At 40.5% G+C, this 23,200-nt stretch carries 28 protein-coding genes; 6 read left to right on the plus strand and 22 right to left on the minus strand.

Features of this window, described 5'->3' with window-relative positions; translation table 11 throughout:
* Positions 1-142: 142 nt before the first annotated feature.
* Positions 143-841, plus strand: a complete 699-nt coding sequence (locus ACTHRG_RS19100; RefSeq protein ID WP_076258051.1) for a helix-turn-helix transcriptional regulator — start codon at positions 143-145, stop codon at positions 839-841.
* 153 nt (positions 842-994) lie between these two features.
* Positions 995-1,240: a DUF2626 domain-containing protein gene (locus tag ACTHRG_RS19105; protein ID WP_009332938.1), complete on the plus strand. Its 246-nt coding sequence runs from the start codon at positions 995-997 to the stop codon at positions 1,238-1,240.
* 34 nt (positions 1,241-1,274) lie between these two features.
* Here ACTHRG_RS19105 and ACTHRG_RS19110 read toward each other — a convergent pair whose 3' ends face one another.
* Together ACTHRG_RS19110 and ACTHRG_RS19115 are read right to left on the minus strand one after the other, a co-directional pair.
* Entirely contained in the window at positions 1,275-2,345 is a 1,071-nt protein-coding gene (locus ACTHRG_RS19110; protein WP_440231799.1) for a class I SAM-dependent methyltransferase, read from the minus strand.
* 203 nt (positions 2,346-2,548) lie between these two features.
* The gene (locus ACTHRG_RS19115; RefSeq protein ID WP_076258050.1) at positions 2,549-3,184 is read right to left on the minus strand and encodes an MBL fold metallo-hydrolase; all 636 of its coding nucleotides are present in this window, start codon (positions 3,182-3,184) and stop codon (positions 2,549-2,551) included.
* Between the two features lie 87 nt (positions 3,185-3,271).
* On the opposite strand from ACTHRG_RS19115, the gene ACTHRG_RS19120 reads away from it, so the two are divergent.
* Positions 3,272-3,751 (plus strand): hypothetical protein, encoded by a 480-nt coding sequence (locus tag ACTHRG_RS19120; RefSeq protein ID WP_440231802.1) that lies wholly within the window; start codon positions 3,272-3,274, stop codon positions 3,749-3,751.
* 125 nt (positions 3,752-3,876) lie between these two features.
* Positions 3,877-4,050 (plus strand): DUF2759 domain-containing protein, encoded by a 174-nt coding sequence (locus ACTHRG_RS19125; RefSeq protein WP_048008269.1) that lies wholly within the window; start codon positions 3,877-3,879, stop codon positions 4,048-4,050.
* Between the two features lie 88 nt (positions 4,051-4,138).
* On the opposite strand, the gene ACTHRG_RS19130 is transcribed toward ACTHRG_RS19125, so the two are convergent.
* The 15 genes from ACTHRG_RS19130 to ACTHRG_RS19200 all read right to left on the minus strand — a co-directional run bounded on the left by ACTHRG_RS19130 (position 4,139) and on the right by ACTHRG_RS19200 (position 17,338).
* Positions 4,139-4,453 carry an MTH1187 family thiamine-binding protein gene (locus ACTHRG_RS19130; protein ID WP_076258048.1) on the minus strand — a complete coding sequence of 105 codons (315 nt, stop codon included), beginning with the start codon at positions 4,451-4,453 and terminating at the stop codon, positions 4,139-4,141.
* Between the two features lie 24 nt (positions 4,454-4,477).
* On the minus strand, positions 4,478-5,626 hold the full coding sequence (locus tag ACTHRG_RS19135) for a hypothetical protein (protein ID WP_440231804.1): 1,149 nt from the start codon (positions 5,624-5,626) through the stop codon (positions 4,478-4,480).
* 226 nt (positions 5,627-5,852) lie between these two features.
* The gene (locus ACTHRG_RS19140; RefSeq protein WP_440231806.1) at positions 5,853-7,040 is read right to left on the minus strand and encodes a M14 family metallopeptidase; all 1,188 of its coding nucleotides are present in this window, start codon (positions 7,038-7,040) and stop codon (positions 5,853-5,855) included.
* 171 nt (positions 7,041-7,211) lie between these two features.
* Positions 7,212-8,174: an ROK family glucokinase gene (locus ACTHRG_RS19145; RefSeq protein ID WP_335689564.1), complete on the minus strand. Its 963-nt coding sequence runs from the start codon at positions 8,172-8,174 to the stop codon at positions 7,212-7,214.
* Between the two features lie 19 nt (positions 8,175-8,193).
* Complete coding sequence (locus tag ACTHRG_RS19150; RefSeq protein ID WP_048008273.1) at positions 8,194-8,394, minus strand: YqgQ family protein; 201 nt, start codon at positions 8,392-8,394, stop codon at positions 8,194-8,196.
* 126 nt (positions 8,395-8,520) lie between these two features.
* A complete protein-coding gene (locus tag ACTHRG_RS19155; RefSeq protein ID WP_335689566.1) occupies positions 8,521-9,981 on the minus strand; it encodes a spore germination protein in 1,461 nt (486 codons plus the stop codon).
* 161 nt (positions 9,982-10,142) lie between these two features.
* Entirely contained in the window at positions 10,143-11,663 is a 1,521-nt protein-coding gene (locus ACTHRG_RS19160) for a rhomboid family intramembrane serine protease (RefSeq protein WP_440231808.1), read from the minus strand.
* Positions 11,664-11,798: 135 nt separating this feature from the next.
* Positions 11,799-12,002 (minus strand): hypothetical protein, encoded by a 204-nt coding sequence (locus ACTHRG_RS19165; RefSeq protein WP_048008275.1) that lies wholly within the window; start codon positions 12,000-12,002, stop codon positions 11,799-11,801.
* 91 nt (positions 12,003-12,093) lie between these two features.
* Positions 12,094-13,044 carry an L-lactate dehydrogenase gene (locus ACTHRG_RS19170; protein ID WP_440231809.1) on the minus strand — a complete coding sequence of 317 codons (951 nt, stop codon included), beginning with the start codon at positions 13,042-13,044 and terminating at the stop codon, positions 12,094-12,096.
* A gap of 43 nt (positions 13,045-13,087) precedes the next feature.
* Positions 13,088-13,876 (minus strand): DUF92 domain-containing protein, encoded by a 789-nt coding sequence (locus ACTHRG_RS19175; RefSeq protein ID WP_440231825.1) that lies wholly within the window; start codon positions 13,874-13,876, stop codon positions 13,088-13,090.
* Complete coding sequence (locus ACTHRG_RS19180; protein ID WP_076258041.1) at positions 13,869-14,444, minus strand: 5-formyltetrahydrofolate cyclo-ligase; 576 nt, start codon at positions 14,442-14,444, stop codon at positions 13,869-13,871. Before ACTHRG_RS19180 ends, ACTHRG_RS19175 begins: the two co-directional genes overlap by 8 nt.
* 105 nt (positions 14,445-14,549) lie before the next feature.
* Entirely contained in the window at positions 14,550-14,699 is a 150-nt protein-coding gene (gene rpmG, locus ACTHRG_RS19185; protein ID WP_053434400.1) for a 50S ribosomal protein L33, read from the minus strand.
* 77 nt (positions 14,700-14,776) lie between these two features.
* Entirely contained in the window at positions 14,777-15,418 is a 642-nt protein-coding gene (locus tag ACTHRG_RS19190) for a hypothetical protein (RefSeq protein ID WP_076258040.1), read from the minus strand.
* Between the two features lie 58 nt (positions 15,419-15,476).
* Positions 15,477-16,712 carry a glycosyltransferase family 4 protein gene (locus ACTHRG_RS19195; RefSeq protein ID WP_440231810.1) on the minus strand — a complete coding sequence of 412 codons (1,236 nt, stop codon included), beginning with the start codon at positions 16,710-16,712 and terminating at the stop codon, positions 15,477-15,479.
* The gene (locus ACTHRG_RS19200) at positions 16,709-17,338 is read right to left on the minus strand and encodes a DUF4912 domain-containing protein (protein ID WP_286148361.1); all 630 of its coding nucleotides are present in this window, start codon (positions 17,336-17,338) and stop codon (positions 16,709-16,711) included. Before ACTHRG_RS19200 ends, ACTHRG_RS19195 begins: the two co-directional genes overlap by 4 nt.
* Before the next feature lie 317 nt (positions 17,339-17,655).
* Here ACTHRG_RS19200 and ACTHRG_RS19205 point away from each other — a divergent pair, with 317 nt between their 5' ends.
* Complete coding sequence (locus ACTHRG_RS19205) at positions 17,656-18,048, plus strand: hypothetical protein (protein ID WP_076258038.1); 393 nt, start codon at positions 17,656-17,658, stop codon at positions 18,046-18,048.
* Positions 18,041-18,523: an endolytic transglycosylase MltG gene (locus ACTHRG_RS19210; protein ID WP_076258037.1), complete on the plus strand. Its 483-nt coding sequence runs from the start codon at positions 18,041-18,043 to the stop codon at positions 18,521-18,523. The genes ACTHRG_RS19205 and ACTHRG_RS19210 overlap by 8 nt, the downstream gene beginning before the upstream one ends.
* 70 nt (positions 18,524-18,593) lie before the next feature.
* On the opposite strand, the gene phoU is transcribed toward ACTHRG_RS19210, so the two are convergent.
* From phoU to ACTHRG_RS19235, 5 genes are all read right to left on the minus strand, one after another.
* Positions 18,594-19,253 (minus strand): phosphate signaling complex protein PhoU, encoded by a 660-nt coding sequence (gene phoU / locus ACTHRG_RS19215; RefSeq protein WP_440231827.1) that lies wholly within the window; start codon positions 19,251-19,253, stop codon positions 18,594-18,596.
* A 57-nt stretch (positions 19,254-19,310) separates the two neighbouring features.
* Positions 19,311-20,138 (minus strand): phosphate ABC transporter ATP-binding protein PstB, encoded by an 828-nt coding sequence (gene pstB / locus ACTHRG_RS19220; protein WP_076258035.1) that lies wholly within the window; start codon positions 20,136-20,138, stop codon positions 19,311-19,313.
* Positions 20,139-20,156: 18 nt separating this feature from the next.
* Positions 20,157-21,041: a phosphate ABC transporter permease PstA gene (pstA, locus tag ACTHRG_RS19225; RefSeq protein WP_440231812.1), complete on the minus strand. Its 885-nt coding sequence runs from the start codon at positions 21,039-21,041 to the stop codon at positions 20,157-20,159.
* The gene (gene pstC / locus ACTHRG_RS19230) at positions 21,041-21,997 is read right to left on the minus strand and encodes a phosphate ABC transporter permease subunit PstC (RefSeq protein ID WP_440231813.1); all 957 of its coding nucleotides are present in this window, start codon (positions 21,995-21,997) and stop codon (positions 21,041-21,043) included. Before pstC ends, pstA begins: the two co-directional genes overlap by 1 nt.
* Before the next feature lie 105 nt (positions 21,998-22,102).
* Positions 22,103-23,062, minus strand: a complete 960-nt coding sequence (locus ACTHRG_RS19235) for a PstS family phosphate ABC transporter substrate-binding protein (protein WP_076258032.1) — start codon at positions 23,060-23,062, stop codon at positions 22,103-22,105.
* Positions 23,063-23,200: the final 138 nt, after the last annotated feature.

Below are 23,200 nucleotides of genomic sequence, written 5' to 3' on the forward strand. Positions count from 1 at the left end.
CATTTTCTAAACTTATAGTGATTACAGTGTTAACCTCAAATGACTGTATTATAATGGAAGCAGGCCAGGAAGGCGCCAGCTAAATGCTATAAGTGACAGCTGATGACCTCGGGAATAAATAACCCTTTTGAGGTGACAATAAATGGAGCAAACATTAAAAATAACAAATGTGTTATCCGATCCAACCCGCTATTATATTTATCAATACATTACTAAACGGCATAAAGATGTTACCGTGCAGGAGATTGCAGATAATTTCAGCATCCATCCCAATGTTGCAAGGCTGCATTTATCCAAGCTTGAAGATGTAAATATGCTTGTTTCTGAAACAAAAAAAACGGGCAAAGGCGGAAGGCCCAGCCGGTTATATCGGTTGTCTGATGATGTTGTACAGCTGCATTTCCCTTACAGGGATTATCAGCTGCTGGCCAAAATAGCCATGGAAACAATGCTTGACTTAGGGGAAGAAGGACGAAAAGCACTGTATGCAACAGGGAAAAAGTTTGGCAGTGAGCTGATCGGCCAAGAGCTTAAACGGTATGGAAACACAGATAAACTTACTTTTGAACAGAAATTAAACATATTAAAGCATGCTGCCGATTTGTCTGGTTTTCACCCTGAATTTGATGCAAATGAGGAAAAGACCATTGTCTATTTCCAAATTTATAATTGCCCATTTAAAGAGGTTGCAGCCCGGCATGCTGAGCCAGTCTGCAATATGCATTATGAATTTTTAAAGGGAATGTTTGAAAGTCTGTTTGATTCCCTTCAGCTGGTGGAAAAGCAGAATATGCTCACTGGCTGTGATTCGTGCGCATACAAAGCAATTGTTGGAAATTAAAGGCACGCGTAGAAAAATGGCGAAAAAAAGACCGTGCTAAGCATTTTTTTCCGCCCTTTTCTGGACTATTTAGAAACCATTATTTACTTTTATTAAGCATTTACTTTATAATATTGTAGTGATGGACTTGTAAGGGTAAAAGGAGGGATACATATGGATCGTATGTACAGAGTATTAGGATTCTGGACGGGAATTTTCGCTGTTATGTTTTACCTTGGCGATATGTATACAACGTCCTTGATTTTCTTCGGCCAAACAGGATTTTTCCTGCTTTTAAGCTACTTAAAGCTTTCCGAACGTATGTATATTTATGTTTTTGGAGCATACTTAACTGTTTTCTTCGTAGGCTTCACTTACTGGTCAACATTTATGATGACACCTGGTGCCGGCGGCCACTAATAGCCGATAAAAAAGCGATGAATTCATCGCTTTTTTATTTTTCCCCTATTTTCTTTCCCTGTAAGACCAGGTGAAATGCTGCACTCATGCCTGAAGGTGTTATCAGACTTCTGATTGCCCTGTTTCTTTTGCTGACAGGAGAAAACGGATTAGGATCATAATGATCTTCAAGCTCCTGTAAAATGCCTGCAGACAGCAGGAATTCATCCTGTCTCATCATAAAATGAAAATCGAGCCCTTCTTTCTCTCCCAACCGGATCAGTGAATCAAAATGAACATGGCTGGTTATATCCATCTCGCCAGGGTGCTCGAGTACATTAGGAATTAAAGAATGCTTGTAATAACCTCTGAGACTTCCATCTCTTCTAATCGGTTCCTGCCATTCATCATCTGTATAGCCATAATCGGCAGTCAGAACAAACCCTTTATCCAGAGCATCAGACATACTCTTAATCATCTGCTCCATTTGCAGAGGGATTTCAATTCTCTGGCCATTGCTAAGTGACAATCCGCTTTCTTCAAGGTATAAGGAAATATCTCTATTTGATAATGGCACAGCTTGTTCTGCAAGCTTTCCGTCCTTTGCGGTTACCATAATTTCATTCAATTGATCATGGGCTTTTTCAACCACATGGACAGGCAAGGCATCAAACAGCTCATTTGAAAAAATCAGGCCGCAAAATGGAGAAATCTCGTTCCAGCTATCGATTTGTCTGATCTGTTCGGAAAATACTATCTGCTCCTGCTGCAGTTTCCTGTGATATGGGCTTGTTTCAAGAATATAGTAATGAATCTCTTCATCAGCAATAAGATTCCACTCATCAAGGAAAGCTTTCGCAAAGCGTCCATTTCCGCCCCCTATTTCACAGACCTGAAAAGGCAGCTTATATTTCCCGGCCATTTGATGAAACCACTTTGATATGGTCCTGCCATATATATCAGAAACATTGCTGGTTGTAATAAAATCTCCCCCCGGCCCAATTTTTTCCGCCTCTTTCATATAGTAACCATATTCGGAATGATAAAGGGCCTGCTGGATATAGTCAGCATAGCTGATCATTTTTTGAGGAGTATTTTCTATATAATTTATTATTAAATTCAGCATATAAACTCCCTTTTCGAATGAAAAATCTGGATCTCTGGAAACAGCATTTTTTATTGTTTTGGACACTGTTTTCACTATTGACATAGTGTTTTCCCTGTTATATTGTTAATGTAGTAGCTTAACTATATCCCCTCCCATTTTATATGAATAAAACATCCCCCAGAAAAGCCCTTCTCATTGGAGAAGGGCTTTTCTATTTCCAATCAGAATCCATTCAGGAATGGATTTGAATCCATTTCCACGCTAATTGTCGTAACCGGTCCGTGTCCAGGAAGCACTTGTGTTTCTTCAGGCAATGACAAAAGCTTATTATGTATACTTTCAAGGAGCTGCTGATGATTTCCGCCCGGCAGGTCTGTGCGTCCGATGCTTCCGCTGAACAGCGCGTCACCGGCTACCACAAGACCAGCATCTCTAAAATACAGAGAAACACTCCCTGGAGAATGGCCAGGTGTCTCCAGAATGTTAAAGGTAAATTCACCTATGCTCAACTCTTGTTCAGCTGTTATAATATGGTCGGCAGGCCTTGCTTTTATCAGCTTGCCTATTTTAAATAGGTGAGAACCATTTAAGGCTGGATCCGGAAGCCACGCTGCTTCTTTTTCATGTATGTATACTGGGATAGAAAAGGCATCTCTTATTTCGTCTACAGCGCCAATATGATCAAAATGGGCATGAGTAAGTATGACAGCAAGAGGCTTCAGTCCTTTTTGTTCGATAATACCGCTCAGTTTTCCACTTTCTTCACCCGGATCAAAGATTAAACAATCTTTGTTTTCATTCGAAAGGACATAACAGTTTGTTTGCAATGGGCCAAGAGGGATCTGATTCCATTCCATTGCCTACACCTCCATTGTTGATTTATTTGTCTATTATTTTACACTATATCAGAATGGAATGCCTTATATCTGCAAAAGGAGTGTAAGATGAAAATCCTATATGGCGTTGAAGCCGGCTATATTATTCAAGATGTGCCCGAATTCATGAACTTAATAAAAAATAATACTGAACTTTTTGATTTTCAGCAGAACATCTTTCTGTTTGAAGAGAGGAATGATGCAGAATTTACCAAAAGCGTCCTCGTTGATGCCGGACTTTTTGAAGAATTTTTTAAGCTCTGTTACATAAAATCGGGTGTAAAGGGAGAAACTTTTGAAGACTTTGCGATTGAAACAGAAAGCGGAGTTTGCTTGTTCTCTGAGCTCCTTAGCGCCTTTACAATAACCGGGGGCAATAAGGAAGATATCCGGATGGCTGTCTATCAATTTCAGGAGCATTTAGTCTTTACTAAGAAAGAGGAAAAAATGCCAGCGGTTTATTTTTCAGAACTTCATCTAAAGGATTTAATAATCGGCATTGCTGAAGCATATGACATACAAGTGTCATTTTTAGACCTCGACAAATAGAAGAAAAAAATATAAAATAAAGGACGAATGTATATACTTGGGTTTTACATAATGGGTATATAACCTGAAGAATGATTTTGATATGGCTTTTGCCTGCTGATCACGAAATAAAGGGGGCTGTTTTAATGGGACTACCAATCATTTTTGCATTAGTCGCAGTTCTTGCAGCTTTTGGTGCATTTAGTGCACTGAAGAACAAGAACTTCCTTGGCTTGGTTTTTGCTGTAGGAACACTTGCCGTTTTCGGATGGTTCTCTGTAATGACCTTAATTAACAGTGGATATCCTGCTGTACACTAAGAAAAACACAGCGTGACCGCCAACCCGCGGCGCATTGGGCTTTATTTTAGTAAATAAAAGGGCTTCCCTCAGTGGAAGCCCTTTTATTTTAATCATTAAGCCGGCTTTCAACTCTTTGGACCTTTTCTTCCATTTTCCTCTTAACATCTCTTCTGTCATCAATGCGGATATTTGTCGCCACTCTCATTAAGCCTTTTTCAAAAGGGACTTCATGCATTGCCTGGATAACCTCAAACAAATCAGAAAGCTCCCCTTCAATAATGGTATTCATGGGTGTCAGCTGAAAACGGATGGTGCCGCTTTCCTCGTATTTTTTTAGTACACGCTGAATGTCTGCAACATAGCTGCTGACACTTGGTGTTTCCGTTCCAATTGGAATGACTGTAACATCTGCGATTGCCATATCTCTGCTCCTTTACCTGCTTGATTACTCGTTATGTTCAACTAACCGAATGACCTCTTTTCTTTCGGTCATTACCAGTTCCTCAAGATAGAAACCTGTTAAACAGGCTTTCCCGTTGGGTGAACAGCTGAGCGGCGCATTTTCCATATCTTCGAAAAGCACTTCCTTATCGCCGGTTTCACTGTCAACGGATATAAGCTGAAATCCCCCTGCATACATATCACTCTCAGCGCTGTACAATGGCTGAAAAGTAATGATTCCTCGGGGAGTCCAGTCATAATACGGCACAAGCCAATCCGAAAATCTTGTCAAATGAGGTACCGAGAAGGAAGATAGCTCATTTAAATGATTATCCATAAAAGTATACAGTGCCTGGTCTGATTGATTTGCCGGCACAGTAATAGTCATCAGCCTATCCCTGCCAGCATCGAATTGAAAAATGTCTTCCTCAACCAGTGTTTCATTATTTCCATCAATTGATTGCTTAACAAGCGGTGCGAAAAGTGACGGGTTTTCACTATCCCAATCGAGGAAAAAAAGATGATTTGAATCCACCCATTTAGCAAAAGGCTCTCTTAAACTTAATTCTGCATATGTACCTTTTTCGATATCAATATGGTAGGGTGTAAAATCCCATTCTTCAGTAAATGAAGCAATTAATATAGACTCTTCATCATAAGGATTCCACTCAACAGAAAAATCAAAGCCTGTAATATTTTCCTCCCAGACAACTTTTCCATTTGATTTAATAACCGTTAAGGCCGCTTCATAAGTGCCGGGTGATGACCGAATCAGAATGTATCTGCCCCCTGGGCTTACTGTTACGGATGCAATCGGATGTGAACCTTCGTATAGAAGCTCCTGTTCACCTGAAAACAGGCTATAAGCAAAAACCCTGGAAGCTGCTCCATCATTTACAGTGTAAACAATTTGATCATCGCTGAGCCAGCCATTTGCTCCCTGAAATTCCCCTTCTTTAATCCGGAGAGGCTTAATGCTCTTGTTTCCGGCTTCATCAGGTGGTGCGGAAGGCTCAGAAGCTTCTTTTTCCTGATCCTTATTCTGCTCTATCTTAGTTTCTTCAGGCTGTACGCAGCCGGTTATTAAAAATAAGGAAACCAGCATAATAAAAGATACTAAAAGAAACTTCCTTTGATCTGCAATGTTTACCAAATCCGCACCTCCTTTTCTCCCTAAATATAAGTACGTAAATTGCATGAAAATGTTTCAATAATAATAGAATTAATAAGCTTAATAGAAAAAAGCCGTTTTTCCGTCTTCATTTTGGAAAAGCGGCTGGTTTCCATAGAACTATTGGCATAGTGATGTTAGTATGATAGTAATTTTAATGTCTGCTTGATTAAAATACAATACAGAATCAATTTTAACGATAATTTTTTCACATATAAAGCGAGGCAAGAAAAATGCCCAGCACCTCTTCATAAATATCATCATACTGTGACAGGGGCAGCGGATTAACGCCTCTTCCCAATTCAATTGTGAATCCGGGCATCCGGAAATCCTGTATAAACCAATCCTTATAACCGGCAAAGCTATCAATGTACTGGACTGCCCTATATCCGCTGACACGCTCGAACTCTTGCGCGATTACCTCCGATTCCGGCGGCTCCATTCCCTCATATCCCCAATAAAACTCTGCACCTTGTGTATGAAAGGCCAGCATCCGATCGAATTGATTATCTCTTGCCAGTTCCGCCATCGCTATGGCTTCCGGTTCCGTTAACGGGGCTTCGCCAAGATAATCTCTTGGTGCCGGCCCACTTTGTTCACTTCTCTGTTTCTCAAAGTCCCATTTGGCAGGAAACTGATTATTTAAATCAACCCCTCTAATATTAGCCTTCCAGCCTGAGAAATCAGTGCTGCCCCTGTTTATTGAAATAACTTCCTCCCTGACTTCCGCTGGAGGCCCGTTCAATACCAGGTCAACCCCATCAGGGTTCACCATTGGAACTATGGAAAGGTCAACGGAATTATACAAAGGCATTGTTGAAATTCCTCTAATCGGCCGGACATTTGTAATGGATAAAAGAAAGCTGTTCAGCAAAGCCATTAATATAGGACTCGTAATCCATTCATTTGCATGAAAGGATGCATTGATTTGCACTTTCTTATTCCCTTTTCCTAACCGTATTTCCTGAATTGGTTTTCCAAGAACACTTTGGCCAATTGTATTTACTTTTATAAACGGATAAATATCTGCCAGCATGGAGATATCGGCTGTTAATGCTTTATAATCATAATTTCTCCTGCCTGATACAATTGGGGAAATGACGCGCCTCGGCAGTTTTATAGCCGTACCAGGGATCAGGCTGTTCGGATTAAGGGATTGATTAACCAGGAGAAGAGCATCCACAGAGAGATTGCGTGAAGAACTCAGCTTCCAAAAGGTGTCACCTGACTTAACCGTATAATTTAGTAATGTAAAGCCGGGAATGCTAATTTCGCGGCCTATCTTTAGTGATGCAGGATTAATCCCGGGATTAGCATCAGCAATGAGATTGACTGGCATCATAAAGAGCTGACTGTAATACCATAAGGAATCTCCTGAGCGGACTTTGACTTTCATCTTTCTCCCCCTTTCCATCATTTCAATTTTATGAGAAAAAGAAGAAAAGATGACTATACAACCTTGTAAAAAATGAGCAGCTGTTATGTAACCAGGGATCTGATTTGCCTAAACTCTCACTTTTGGAGAAAAAGAAAAAGCACCTGCAATATCAGGTACTTTTCTCTCAATTTACTTATTTTTTGCCAGCCAGGCTGCACCAATTACTCCGGCATCATTGCCCAATGTCGCAATATCAATGACTGTTGACTCCTTCACTCTTGGAAACGCAAATTTAATGAAATTTGCAATAACCGGCTTAAGCAGTATATCTCCTGCTCTGGAAACACCACCGCCCAATACTATTTTCTCCGGATTTAACGTATTTGCAATATTTGCCAATGCCAATCCAAGGTGCATAGCTGTATTATTAACTGTCAGGAGGGATGTTTCATCCCCATTCCTTGCAGAATCAAAAACGTCTTTTGCAGTAATAAACCCGTTTGCCTTGTACAATTGAGATAGAGCCCCTTCTCCGCCGGATTCCAGGTTTTCCAGAGCCTGCCGGACAATGCCTGTAGCAGATGCAATTGTTTCAAGGCAGCCAGTTTTGCCGCAATTGCACTGAGCCCCGCCAACAGGAATGGACGTAATGTGGCCTATTTCACCTGCAGCCCCGCTGACTCCCTGCACAATATCGCCATTGGCAATTACGCCTCCGCCGACACCTGTGCCGAGTGTTACACATACCAGATCTTTAGCGCCATTTCCGGCACCCTTCCACATTTCCCCGATAGCAGCACAGTTAGCATCATTATCAATGATGACTGGAAGTGATGTTTCCACTTCAAGAAGATCCTTCAGCGGGTAATTATCTTTCCAGCCTAAATTAACAGTGTTATATACAACACCTGTTGCCAGATTTACTGGACCCGGCGCCCCCATGCCAATGCCGATAATTTTATCCTTGCTTAAATCCAATTCCTCTAACTTATGATCGATGGCTTTAGCTATATTAATAGTAATATTTTTTCCTTCTTCACTATTATCCGTGGGAATTTCCCATTTATGAATTATTTCCCCATAGTAGTTAATAAAAGCAAGCTTTGTTGTTGTTCCGCCTAAATCTACCCCTACCAGCCATTTTTCTGCCAAACTCCATCACCTTTTCTTTCTATTTATTCTCTTTAAGATTCTGAATTTCAGTCCGCAGGATCAAGATGCTGCTCTGATAATCTTTCACATCAATAAGCTGGGAATCATATAACTCTGTTAATTCAGCAGCCATAAGCTCCAAATCAGCTTCCCGATCCCCTATGTAGATGATAGTTCCATATTTCTTTAGAAACTGCTGTATATCATAAATGGTTTTCATTCTGTACCTCTGCCTTATTGATAAGTTTATACCACATTAAAGTATAATCTAAAATCCCCCCCTTCTCAAGACAGAGAAGCACCTGGAATATATAAAAAAACCCTTCCAGGCAGGAAGGGTTTTAGATTAGCGGTCCGGATCCTTTGGATGCAGGAAACGCGGCCGCCTGTTCTTCAATGGTATTGGTGACCTTAGCAATACATCCCTGAATGCTCTCAGATTGAAAGGGATGAACGGCCACAAATAGGGCACCCCAAAAGACTTCATTCTGGCAAGCATGATAATCATCAGCAAAATGCCAACTACATAGCCGTAAGTATGAAAAATACTGGTTGATATCAGCAGACCGATTCTTATCAGCCTGTTTGCCAGGCTCATTTCATAGCTTGGGGTTGAAAATGTACCGATTGCCGCTATCGCTAAATAAAGAATGACTTCATTTATAAACAATCCCACTTCAACTGCTACCTGACCAATCATCAGGGCCGCCACGAGTCCCAATGCAGTGGCCAGGGCGGAAGGAGTATGGATTGCTGCCATCCTAAGCATATCGAGACCAAGCTCTATCATCAGGAACTGAACGACTAATGGCAGCTCTCCTGTGTCATTGGGCCCGATATAGGATAATGCATCAGGAAGCAGCTGCGGCTCTATCGCAAATAAGTACCATAATGGCAAAAGGAAAATGGAAGCCCATACAGCTAAAAATCTGACAAATCGCAAATAAGCGCCTACAAGCGGCTTATTCCTGTACTCCTCAGCATGCTGCAGGTGATGCCAGAAGGTTGTCGGTGTTATGATAACACTTGGCGAACCATCGACAATGATACAGACGTGGCCTTCATAAAGATGGGTTGCTGCCGTATCAGGCCTTTCGGTATACCTTACCATGGGATATGGATTCCAATGCCGTCCTGAAATGAATTCCTCTATTGATTTTTCGGCCATCGGCAATCCATCAGTATCAATTTTAGAGATAGACTCCTTTATCTTCTTCACCATATCAGGATCTGCAATGTCTTCAATATAACTGACAACAACATCTGTCTTGGAACGCCTGCCCACCTGCATATATTCCATGCGCAGTGTTCTGTCCCTAATTCTTCTCCTCGTTAAAGCTGTATTAAAAACAAGTGTTTCTACAAACCCATCCCTTGAGCCGCGGACAACACGTTCAATATCAGGCTCCTGAGGGCCTCTTACCGGATATGTACGTGCATCAATGAGAATTACTTCGTCGATACCATCCACGACTAGAGCAGTCGGTCCTGCCAGCACCATATCCACCACTTTATCCAAGTCATCAGTTGTTTCAACTTCAACGTATGGTATATACGTTTTTATCAGTCTGGAAAGTGTATCTCCTTCCAGCTGGGCTGCATCCAGGCCGGCAAGCATTTTCATCAGATAGTGCAGAATGTCATCTTTTACAAAGCCATCTACCAGATATAAAGCCATTTCCCTTTCTGCATATTCAACATCAAGCTGAATCACATCAAAGCTTTTATCAACTCCAAGAGCATCTCTAAGATACTCAATATTATCTTTCAGAGAAACCTTTACAGACTCTCTTCTCGCTTTCTCCAAAATCCCCACCTCAGCATTCTGTTCCATTCTTTTCCTTGCATACTATTCAACATCATTGACATGCAAAAAAAAAATCATACCAATGAATGGCATGATTCGTAAAAATTGCAGGGAGATGCAGCGGTTATTTCCCGGGTAGTAAGCTGAAAATTCTGTCATCATCACTCTATTTGATTTAACAGCTTTTGATACTCCTCCTGATCCGGCTGAAGATCAGCGGCCTTTTGTGCATGATTCCTTGCTTTTTCCGGCTGCTTTTCTTCTAAATAGATTAGTGCAAGATTATAATGTGCCTCATGAAAAGAAGCATCTTCCTTAATTACATGAAGCAGGTGCTCTTCTGCTTCTTTTAATCTCCCCACTTTTATTTCAGCATATGATAATAGAAAATAGACTTCCGGTGAAGCGTTCCCTTCTTCAATAAAATCAGCAAGCATTAAACGAGCCTTTTCAAACTCTTCACCATTGATATGTTCCTCGGCCATTACCATAGCAGTTTGTTCATTTAATAGTCTTCCCGGTTCATTGAATCCATACTTCATCAAGCCGGCTGCCAGACAGAATGATCCAGCTAAAAACAGCAGCTGAAGCAATGGCTTTTTCTTCTTGGGAAAATGCACAATGCCAGTAGCAAGAAATCCGCCAATCAGCCCTCCTATATGTCCGGCATTATCAATTCCCGGGATGGTAAATCCAAATGCAAGATTGATTCCTAATACAACAAGTATATTAAAACCCATAGTCCGGAAAAAAAGGCCTGGATAAATGAGCCCAAAATATAAAAGTGCCCCAAAGCAGCCAAAAATAGCACCGCTGGCCCCTGCTGAAAGTGTAGGACTAAAAACAAAACTGGCTAATGTTCCCCCAAATCCAGCAGCCAAATAAATAAATAGGAACCTTAAATTTCCATACACACGTTCCACTGCGGATCCAAGATAATATAAGGCAAGTGTATTCATTAGTAAATGAAGTAATCCAATATGAAGGACAATCGGGGTTAAAAATCTCCACCATTCCCCATCTAGAATTAATGGATTAAATTTAGCCCCATACTTAATTAACGTCGAGGTATCTGTACTGCCGCCCATTGCTTCCAAAAGTAAAAAAACAGCAACTTGAATAATTATAAATATATACGTGAAAAAGGGCTTTCCAAAATTGAACATTTCCTTTTCTTTTTTTGCTGTTTTTACGGCTTTAGAAAGAGCAGCATGTTTCAGGGCATCGGCATCCATTTCCGTATAATTCCCCCCCGGAAGGGTTAACGGTTTTTCGAAAATTTCTTCAACCGCATGCAGACTTTCCGGTTTTCCGGATTCAATGATCATGTTTTGAACAGAGGCTTTCCCGTTTTCAGGCATGAAGGGGTCTGTGATCCGGAATTCATAGTCATCAACAGGCAGGTACGCAGAAACATAGATATTTAAAACCGGCATTTCCCTTTTTCCAAGCTGCTTCCTGACCGATTCAGCTTTCTGGGCCGTCACTTCAATATCCCGCTGCATCCAATTGCTCCAGTCAAGGTCATATTTTAAGAGCCTGATTGCCTTTATGTTTTTATTCTCCATCCTTTCAAGCCATAATTCATCCTGATCACCAGATAACTGAATCATTCTGTATCCGTGGTCAGATATGAAATAATCCGCAAGTTTCCAAAATACATAATCCTCTTGAACGGCCAATTCTTCCCCCACTCTCTATATGTTGCATTAATTACTATACTTTATTTAACTATAGGCAAAAAAGAAACCTTTTGTAAAAGAAAAAGCACCTTTAGATATCGGCAAAATAAAAAGACCTATTACGGTCTTTTTACTTCAAGATTGCCGCCCTTCTGATGGCCCGGAAGAGAAAACAGAGCTCATCATCCTGTCGCGGACAAGCGGAAAACTCATGACTGAAGTAACCAGCAGCTTCCGCAGAAAAACATTCCCAAACATAACATTAATCAATCGATAACGGTTATGATAGGCAAAATAAGTACCCAGCCCAATCATAAAAATAGATAATAATCGAGACATTGAATTCCCTCCTCTACCTTATTGTGAGAAGAGGGAATAATTTTTATCCATTCTCTATATCAAAATAAATTTCACCATTGATACAAGCTGATTAATCCTTCAATATTGGTTCCATTGTTTTCTTGAGAACATTAACTGAATGGGTAAACTGATTCTTCTCTTCGGTGTTTAGGTGAAGTTCAACAATATCACGAATGCCATTTCTATTGACTATAGCAGGCACCCCAATATAAACATCCTCATGACCATATTCCCCATCTAAATAAGCTGACACCGTAAGGACGGAATTTTCGTTCTGAAGGATGGCTTTCGTCAGTCTGACCAGACCCATGGCTATTCCATAATAAGTCGCACCTTTTCGCTCGATAATATGATAAGCTGCATCTCTGACATTAAGGAATAACCCATTAAGATCTTCCTGCCTATAGTTCTCTTCTTTCTTCATCCAGTCTTCAATGCTTTTCCCAGCAATATCGGCATGGCTCCACACAGGCAATTCAGTATCTCCGTGTTCACCTATTATATACGCATGAACATTTCTCGTATCGACCTTGAAATATTCACCCAGCAGAAATCTGAATCTGGCCGTATCCAATATTGTTCCGGATCCAATTACTCTTTCTTTTGGGAGCCCGGAGTATTTCCAGACAGCAAACGTGAGAATATCCACTGGATTTGTCGCAACCAGAAAAATGCCATCAAAACCGCTGTTCATGACATGCTCAACTATTCCTTTAAAGATTTTAGAGTTTTTTTCTACAAGATCCAGGCGGGTCTCACCGGGTTTTTGATTCGCTCCAGCAGTAATGACAACCAAATCAGCATCTTTGCAATCGGAATAATCTCCAAACCAGATCGATGTTGGGGAAGGGGCAAAGGGCATGCCGTGATTCAAGTCCATGGCATCTCCTTCAGATTTATCCTTATTTAAATCAATCAGCACCAGTTCTTCTGTAACACCTTGATTTAATAATGCAAACGCATAGCTTGATCCAACGAAGCCAGTTCCGATCAGCACCACTCTGTTTACCCGATTTTTCATAATAACTCCCCTTTACTTAATTGTAGAGAACAGCAAAGTCCCTTTATGCCAATAAGATATATAGAAGCATTCCCACCGAGGCAGAAGCTAAACCTGAAAAAAAATTAACAAAATCATTATCTGCAAAATGCCAGCCTTTTATCAAAGAGGCCGGCTGCCCGCAATGTTCGGCTGTTTCCACGTTTGAACTGCATATCTGGCACTTGTATTCAGCTTGAAGAAAAGCACCCAATAAAGAATCAATCAAATTCCCTGCAAACCCAAAAACTCCAATCAGTAAAACCTCATAAATTGTAATGTCAAACAGCACATTTGATAGAAGGGCTATTATAAAAGAACCTGACAAAGCTGCAAGTGTGCCCAGAGAGCTGACAGCACCGGAAGTACCCGTTTCGATTGTCCTCCAGGTCTTCAGAGAAATGGGGGGTTTTTGACTTAATGAGCCAATTTCTGATGCCCATGTATCCGAGTTTGCTGCCGCGAGTCCGATAAGAAACATTATCAGCCAAACCTGTGATGGATCCAGCAGATAAAATATGCTGGCAATTGCAGCTATGCCTCCATTTGCAGCAACCTGCTGCCAATCCCTCCTTGATCCTTTTGCATGCTTATTTTCGAATTGCTTTTTTTTATGGCTTTTAAATTTTGACCAGAAGCTTGAACTTGCAAAAAAGAACCCCAGGACTAGAAGGCCATAAAAACCAAATCCCCAGCCTGCTGCCGCACCCACAATGAATGCCGCTATACTGCCTGAAAAGGTCAGTAATCCGAAATAATATCCGGCCAGGGATGTGATCAATATAAAAATAATAATAGCAATGGATTCAAGCATCACCGGATGCCCACACCTGCTGATCGGTAATAATCATTTCCACCGGCTTGTCATGGTTTTCCACTGGAAAGCGTGTTATAACCTGCATTTCAAAAGCCAGTGAAACCGTTCTTCCTTTATAATGCTCGAGAAAACGATCATAATATCCTCCACCAAACCCAAGCCGGAAACCATTTTTCATGTATGCCAGTCCGGGAACGATTAAAGCATCGATTTCTTCACTGCGGACTTCATCCGTTTTTTCAGGATTTGGCTCCCATAATCCATAAAACACTGACTCCAAATCCATGAAGCTATTCAATTCACGGAACTCCATTTGCTTTGATTGAGGTATGCACTTCGGGACAACAACCCTCTTCCCTTCACCCCAAGCTCTTCTGATGATCTGCCATGTATCAGCCTCAGGCGCCTTTGAAACTGTTATTCCTATCGTTTTGGCCTGGCTCCATAAAGGGGTGCTATAAAGGCTTGTGGCAATTTGATAGGATAGCTGTTCATACTCAGGCTTGCTCAATTCCTTCAACCGATCCTGCATTTGCTTCCTAAGGACCTTCTTATCAATTTCCATGTAAAAACCTCCAGTTTTTGCAAAGTTAACAATAATTTATCCAGAAAAGGCAAGGATACCCATAAAAAAAGTCAACAAAAAAAGCAGTAGGAATGATCCTACCGCTTATTTTGTTTCGCGATGTGCAGTCGAACGCTTGTCTCTTGGGCAATATTTTTTAAGCTCAAGACGATCTGGATTATTTCGTTTATTTTTTTTAGAAATATAGTTACGATCTCCACATTCTGTGCAAGCTAACGTAATGTTTACACGCATGTAATTTCCCTCCAAACTATGTTCAAACTAGTTCGTTCATACGACTTTTCTATAATATCATTTTTTAAATCGAAATGCTAGTACGTTTTTTTAAAAGTATCCTCTTTAACCCTGTCTATCAGCAGGCTGTTATACTGAAGTGTTTCTGATTTGCTGTTTCCGCTGATAATCCATGACTCCCCTTCTGCTGTTCCTCTGCCATTAAATACTGCATTAAGTGCGAAGATGCTTATTGCATTCCCTTGAGCCATAGGGTGGTATTTTAATGTTCCCTTCTTTTTGCAATTCCATATTTGGTCACTGAAAATGTTCCAGTATGGCTGAATCGTACACTCTTCCATTTTTTTGCCGTTTAGCTGGCCATTGACCAAAAACAGCTTGGAACCAGCCATATGAAAGATGACATTTTCTGCGGGGGAAATGAAAGTAAGTTGTTCACGGGAAGAAAACTCATGTCTGTGCTGCAATAGAAGCTTAATCGTTCTGGGCTCGTCCGCATGGTTCGTAATATAGCATCTAAAATAGGAAATTTTAGAGTGGATTTTTTCTGTTTTAATTTGTACAGAAATATTTTCATCAGGAAACATTTCTTTACTGACATTTTCCATCCAGTAAGTTTTCCCATCTATCCATAATCCGGGAATCATCCTCAATTTCCCGATCGGCGCTTTCTCCATTTCTTCATAAACATCAGATTGAATCCAATTTAATGTATTCATCTTTATGCACCTTTTTCTATAATTTTTTTAACATGATTTGAATGGCAGGTAAAATATATCACACCAGATCTTCAAGCTTCTGGCTGATCCGGGTTTCTTGAAATACTCTATTTGTTTCATCAGCAATGCGCCTCCAGCTGAATAGGCTTTCTGCGACCTTTTGACCTTGTTTGCCAATTGTATCGGCGGCTTTAGGGTTCTCTAGAAGAGCAGAAGCCTGCTCTGCGAAGCTGTGTGGATCTCCTGGAACCATGAACAGCCCGGAATATTCATGTTTAACAATTCCCTTTAACCCACCTGTATTGGATACGATCGCCGGCTTTCCTGTGATCATTGCTTCGAGGGCTACAATACCAAATGGCTCATAATAACTTGGAAAAACAGCGATTTCGCATTTCTGAAAGAGAGCTAATCTTTGCATGTCATTTATAAATCCCGGAAATAGTATGACATCATCAACCTTCAGTTCTCTTGCTTTTTTTCTGTGTGCTTCAAGCATAGGACCTTTGCCGGCAACGATTATATAAGCATCCTGATACTTCTCTTTTATTATTGGCGCTGCCTCAATCAAGGTTTCAAACCCTTTTTCCCTCACCATCCGTCCAATGGAGAATATCAGTCTCCCGCCTTTTTTTACCGGAAGCCTTTCCAATAAGCTGTCAGGATCATCAAGAAGTGTTTCTTTGCTGATTCCGTTTGCGATAACAGCTATTTTTTCCCTGGCAATTGAAAATTGCTGAAGTACCTCTTCCTTCATATATTCACTGCAGACAATAACCTGATCTGATCCAATGATCAGCTGCTCTTCTTTTGTATGGATAAATTTCTGCAATTCTGTGTAAATCCCATTATTCCTTCCATATTCTGTTGCATGTATAGTTGTAATTAAAGGACAGTACAAGCTCTCCTTTAAGGACAGGCCGCATGCACCTACAAGCCAGTCATGTGCATGAATGATTTCAAAGTGGTGGAAGGATGACAGTTCAATGGCTTTTTGTTCCATCGCCAAATTCAATCCCAAAATCCAGTGCAGAAAATTAGGATCTTTTTCATTCAGCGGCTTAACCCGGTGGATATAGATACCGTTTATATGTTCATAGCTGGAAAGAGTGCCGGGATTAGCAGTCAGTATATGAACCTCATAGTCCTGTTTTAATCCTCCTGCGAGTCCATACACATGTCTTGATAAACCGCCTACTACATGGGGAGGATACTCCCAGGTAAGAAGAAGGATTTTAGGTTTATTATTAATGAGACTATTATTCGTTAGTTCTGAAGTTACCGAGTCCATCATTCTTTTCCTTCTCCTTCACTCACTGATTCATAATAGGTGTATGTACTCACATTTACCGTCCATGCAGGCTGAACCTCAGATTCATTTTTTCCTTGGGAAGGTGATTCCTCAGAAGTATATAGTGCTTCTGATCGCAGTAACGGGATGAAATGAATATCTGTTATTTTAATGCCCAGCTCAACACAATACACTTTGCCGGGTTTGAGCCCTTTAAAGGTCCATTCAGAATGATCGGACAGGATAACTTCATGATCACAGACCGAATTGGCTCCGTTAAAAACAACCCCGGTAACATCATAGATTCTTAAAGATTTTCTCAAGGAGGATACTGGCTTGTCCAAGTATAGTGATAGCATCTTCACCTTCTGAATAGACAATCTCCAGGATACTTTTGCCTTATCATCGCTTGAGCGTGTTAATGTCAAATGATCCTTCGATTGATTTTGCACGATATTTTCTTCAGATATTAATTTTCCCCCTAAAGACTCCCCGCTGTCGCGCTTCCCTTTATTTTGGATAAGTTTGGTCCACTGGTACTGTACTTTTCCTACTGTTGTATCAAGCTTACTGGCGATTTTACGGAATGACAGCCCCCTGCGGCGAAGCTTAATAATTTCATCTATCATGACGGCACCTCTTGCAATTATTTTCATAGAAAAAGGGTTCTATATGACAAAAAGCAAAATTTTATGACTATTTATATAACTCAATGTTATCACTGATATGGACAGCCTACAATGAACGGAAATTGTCGCTTCTTGCGAAAGCACATGCCTTCCCGATTTCAAACAGAAAAAACTTTTAAAACGTTTGCTGAGCTTCTAATTCGACAGAGCTTCAGCGACAATTATCTTTAAATTTCACCTGTTTATGGATTATATATCGAAATTTGTCAATTTAGATGTTAAAATATTTCTGTGCAATAAATTAGAGGTGACTTTTATTGGAATCAATCTTACTGTCATTATTAATCTTATCTATAGGGCTATTTATTCTTTCAGTGTTTTTGAGAGATCCTTATAAAGAGCTGCGCGATGAAATGGACCAAATGTCCATGCAGCAAATCCAGGAAATGTATCAAATTAAAAAGAAATTAAAAGTATTGGAAGAAGAGCTGCTCGTGGCGGATGAACCTTTTACTCAGCACGTTCCTGCAGAGCCTTCTATTCATTCTGCAGAAAAAAGGGAAGTTCATGAAATAATAAAAAATCAGGTGATGCTGCTGACCAGGCAAGGGCTGTCAGTAGAACAAATTGCAAGACAATCTTCACTCTCTCCTGATGAAGTAAGGACCATTCAAACAGAAATGAAATTCAGGGGCCAAAGCTATGAATAAAAGAAATACCAGGGCATTTGCATTTGGCATCCTTATTGCTGTCATAGCCTTTGGCACAGCCTACTTTTTGAATAAACCGGAGCAAACTGAAAATAGAATAATCGATGAAAACAGCGCAAAAACATTCCTGCAGGCACACGGCTACACTGTATTAACAAACGAAGAATATACTCTCTTACAGCAGAAGGACGCTAAAGACCAAAACGAGAATAAGGAAGTAAAAGAAGAACCTGCTGAGGAAAATACGGAGCAGGAAGAAGAGTCTCAGAAAGTCTATCAGCTAACCATTGAGAGCGGCATGACACCCGGGGAAATCGCGTCACTGCTTGAAAAAGCAAGTGTAATCGACCAGGCAGCAGACTTCGGCAATTACATGGAGGAATACGGGTACAGCAAAAAAATACAGCTGGGCACATTTGAACTGAACCATAATATGAGCTATAAAGAAATTGCTAAAATCATAACAAAAAGCTAAAAGGTTAAGATTCCTTTTAGCTTTTTTTATTGAATAGCTCCTGTGCGGCAAGGCGCTTCCGCTTTTCTTGTTAATTATTTAAATCATACTGGCGTCCTTTAACCAAATAAAAAATATGCTCTGAAATATTTGTAACATGGTCAGCTGCTCTTTCTAAATAACGGCAAATAAATGAAAGCTGGGTGATCTGCGGCAGGTATTCCGGTTTCTGCAGATTAATTTGCAGCAGCTCTTTAATGGTTTCACCATAGAGGTCATCGACCTGATCATCCATATCGGCAACTTTTTTGGCCTTTGCAGTATCTTCTTCAGCGAAAGCTTCCAGTGATAGACGCAGCATTTCAGTTGAAATTTCATACATTTTCTTTATATGTTCAATCGGCTTAATTAGCGGCTCTGACCCAATCCGTATGGTGGACTTTGCAATATTCACTCCAAAGTCTGCAATTCTTTCGATGTCTGTTGCGATTTTTATAGCCACAATGATGCGGCGGAGGTCAATAGCCACTGGCTGCTGTTTTGCAATTAGGAGAATGGCTAAATCATTTATTTCCTCATACAGAATATCAGCCTGATTGTCGTCATCAATGATTTCAAGTGCCAATTCAATGTTTTGGGTTTCAAGTGCTTCAACTGATCTATGCAGAGCCTCTATTGCAAAATTGCCAATTTCTATAAGCATTTTTTGAAGCTCCTGAAGATCATAGTCAAACCTTTCACGTACTGCCATCATTGTAATCCCCCTTCATCCATATAATAATGCTTGTATTCTTTCATAATCATTCGATTAACCGAATCGTCCGGTGATATAATCTTCAGTCCGCTTATCTGAAGGGGTAGAGAATATCTTATCTGTATCAGCAAACTCGATTACTTCACCGTTTAAGAAGAAAGCTGTTTTATCAGAAATACGGGCTGCCTGCTGCATATTATGAGTAACGATGATAATACTGAATTCTTCCTTAAGCTCCTGCACCAGCTCCTCTACTTTTAAGGTAGAGATAGGGTCAAGTGCAGATGTAGGCTCATCCATTAAGATGACATCCGGTTCAATTGCAAGACAGCGTGCAATGCAAAGCCGCTGCTGCTGCCCGCCTGATAGGCCATATGCATTCTGATTCAGGCGATCTTTAACTTCGTCCCAAATGGCGGCACCTCTCAAACTTTTCTCAACAATCTCATCAAGGATTTTTTTATCGCGTATACCATGAATTTTCGGTCCATATGCTACATTCTCATAAATGGATTTAGGAAATGGATTTGGCTTTTGAAAAACCATCCCCACATTGGTTCTTAAATCCTCCACTTTAAATGATTTATCAAGAATATTACGGTCCCGGTATAAGATTTCACCGGAAATTCTTACTGAAGGCACAAGTTCAACCATGCGGTTCAGCGTTTTAATATATGTGGATTTACCGCATCCTGATGGTCCGATAATTGCCGTTACTTCATTTTCATTGATGGCTAAATTTATATTTTTTAAAGCATGGCCTTCACCATACCAAAGATTTAGATCTTTGGTATTATAAACAACTTTTTTATTTTCTGCTGAATTTTGAGTTATGCTTTCTTTTTTTACATATTGATTTGTTTTTTCTGTCACTACAGGCATTTCAGAAAACCTCCCAGGCTAATATCTTTTTTGGAACTTATTCCGAATTAAGATGGCTATTGAGTTCATCGCGAATAAAACAATTAGTAATATCACAATTGTTGCAGCTGCCAGGTTTGCATATTCTGCTACTAGTGCAGAGTCGATGGTCCAATAATAAATCTGTACCGGCAGGATCGTAAATTTATCAAAAATCCCATCAGGAACAGGTATTAACAATGCCGGTATTCCGATAACTACCAATGGCGCTGTTTCGCCTATTGCCCGCGATAGTGCAAGAATAACCCCCGTAAGGATTCCAGGTAATGCTGCAGGAAGTACTACATTTTTAATCGTTTGCCACTTTGTCGCTCCCATTCCGTAAGATGCCTCTCTTAGAAATTGGGGAACAGCACGGATTGCTTCCTGGCTGGCAACTACTACAACAGGAAGAACCAGCAGTGCCATCGTTAGTCCTCCTGCGAGAACTACAGAACCCAGATCTAATGCTCTTGCAAAAACAGTTAATCCAAGGATTCCAAAAACAACTGACGGAACGCCCGCCAGGTTGGAAATGTTCGTTTTAATAAATGAAGAAACACGGCCCTTGGCTGCATATTCTTCAAGGTAAATCGCTGTGCCTACTCCAAGAATCATCGTTACTGGAGCAACTACAAGCATCAGCCAAAATGTTCCTGTTATGGCTCCCCAGATTCCAGCCCTTCCAGGATCTGTTGATAAGCGATTCATCAGAAAATCCATGTTGATCCAGCTTAAACCATCAGCGAGGACCCGGTAGATTAATACAATTAATACAACCATGCCGAATAAAGTGGCCAAAAAGAATAGTGTTTTAGCCATGTTATTGGCAAGCAGGCGGCTGCCCATTTTTTTATGCACTTGTTCTGTATCTACATATTTCATTAATATTCCTCCCTGAACCTGCGAGAGATATACTGAGCAAGAAGGTTCATTATTAACGTAAACACAAACAATGTCATTGCAACAGCGTAGAGGCTATAGTATAAGGTTGTTCCTGCGGCTGCTTCCCCGCCTGTTACTTCCACAATATAAGCAGTCATAGTCTGCATGGATTGTGTAACATCAAAAGTAAAATTTTTCGAACTTCCGCTCGCAATGGTGACGATCATCGTTTCCCCGATTGCTCTGGAAATTCCTAACACAAACGAAGCAATGATACCCGAAATGGCTGCTGGTACAACCACTTTCCAGGTTACCTCAAGCTTTGTTGCCCCCAGTGCAAGAGCACCCTCCCTCATCACATTTGGTACAGAACTCATTGCATCTTCAGAAAGGGAAGCTACCATTGGGATAATCATGATTCCCATTACAATCCCGGGGCTTAATATATTTGTTGGTTCAAGACCAGGAATGAAAGATCTTAGTAAAGGTGTTACAAACGTAAAAGCAAAAAATCCATAAACAATAGTAGGAATACCTGCCAGGATTTCAAGAAGAGGCTTTAAGGCCTTTCGTGTTCTTTCTGATGCATATTCACTTAAAAATATGGCTGTCATCAGTCCCACTGGAATAGCAACCAGCATAGCTATTGAAGTCGAAATAATTGTTCCCGTCAGCAAGGGCAGAACACCAAAGACAGCATTTTCTCCTAAAGGCTTTAATTGAGTGCCTGTAAAGAAATCTATAAAAGGAACGTCTTTAAAAAAGGCGATTGTTTCCGTAATTAAGGTTAGTACAATTCCAATAGTAGTAAAAACAGAAATTGCAGCTATTCCAAATAAAATTTTCGGTATTAATTTTTCTGTGTAATTATTGACACTTCGAGTTTTTTTCTTTTGCTGAATGATTTCTCGTACATTCAGCTTTTTTTTATCGTATTCAACAGCACTTTTAGCCAAGTGTAAAACCCCTTTCAGCACTCTCATCCAAAGAGAACTCTTTACATGCACATCATAAGAAGATGAGAAGGCAAACTTCTCATCTTCCCATGGCAAAACTTATTCTTATTTTAATCCGTTCAAAGCATCCAGAGAAGCCTGGACATCTTCATCTGATAATGGTGCGAATCCTGTTTCTGCTGCAATATCCTGTGCATTTTTCATTGTATAGATAGCATAGTCCAGTACCTGCGGCTTTTCTTTCGCCATATTAGTATTCAGGTATGTGAACACAGGGCGAGTAAATGGAGCATAATCTCCGTCTTCCTTGATTGTATCTAATGATGGCTCAACAGGTCCGCTGCCAAAGTCAACTTTTACTGCAGACAATTTGTCTTTGTTGCTGTCATAGTAACCATAGCCAAAGAATCCGATAGCATTTTTATCTTTAGATACAAGATCCACTAAAGTTGAGTAATCCTGCTGCAGGTTAATATTTTCAGGAAGATCCTGTTCTTCGAGAATATTTTCAAACATAAATTCGTAAGTGCCGTGGTTTTCATTTGGACCATATGTCTGAATTTCTTCATCCGGGAAATCAGGGCGAACATCTGACCATTTTTTCTTTCCTGCACTTGCAAGGAAGATATCAACAACTTCCTGCTGTGTAAGCTCTTTAGCCCAGTCATTTTCTTTGTTAATTACGATTGTAATACCGTCTAAAGCAACCTTCATTTCCTGTACATCAATTCCAAGCTCTTCTGCTTGTGCCTTTTCTTCATCTTTAATTGATCGGGAAGCATCATTAAAGTCAGTTCCGTCTTCGGCAAGGAATTTCTTAAAGCCGGCTGATGTTCCGGAGCGGCTTACTTCTACAGAGACATTTTCCTGTTCACCCATATAATTTTCAGCCATGCGTGCCATGAATGGATAAACTGTTCCAGAACCGTCTATAACCACGCTGCCCTCCAGCTCTTCACTGTTATCTCCATTGGCGCTGGTGCCTTCTTCGCCTCCGCATGCTGCAGTGAATGCCATTACGGCTGATAGCATTAGTAATAGGCTCATTTTTTTAAGACGTTTCATTCCTGAATTCCCCCTAAGAAATTTGGTTGTTTTGTCCTACGCATTTAGAATAAGGGTTGACTGTTAACCCGGTTTTAACTGATTGTAAAGCTTTTGTAAATGTCAGCAATTCTTGTGTAAATATGTCGAATTAGAGGT

Source organism: Cytobacillus sp. SAFR-174 (assembly GCF_051964675.1).
GTDB lineage: Bacteria > Bacillota > Bacilli > Bacillales > Cytobacillaceae > Cytobacillus.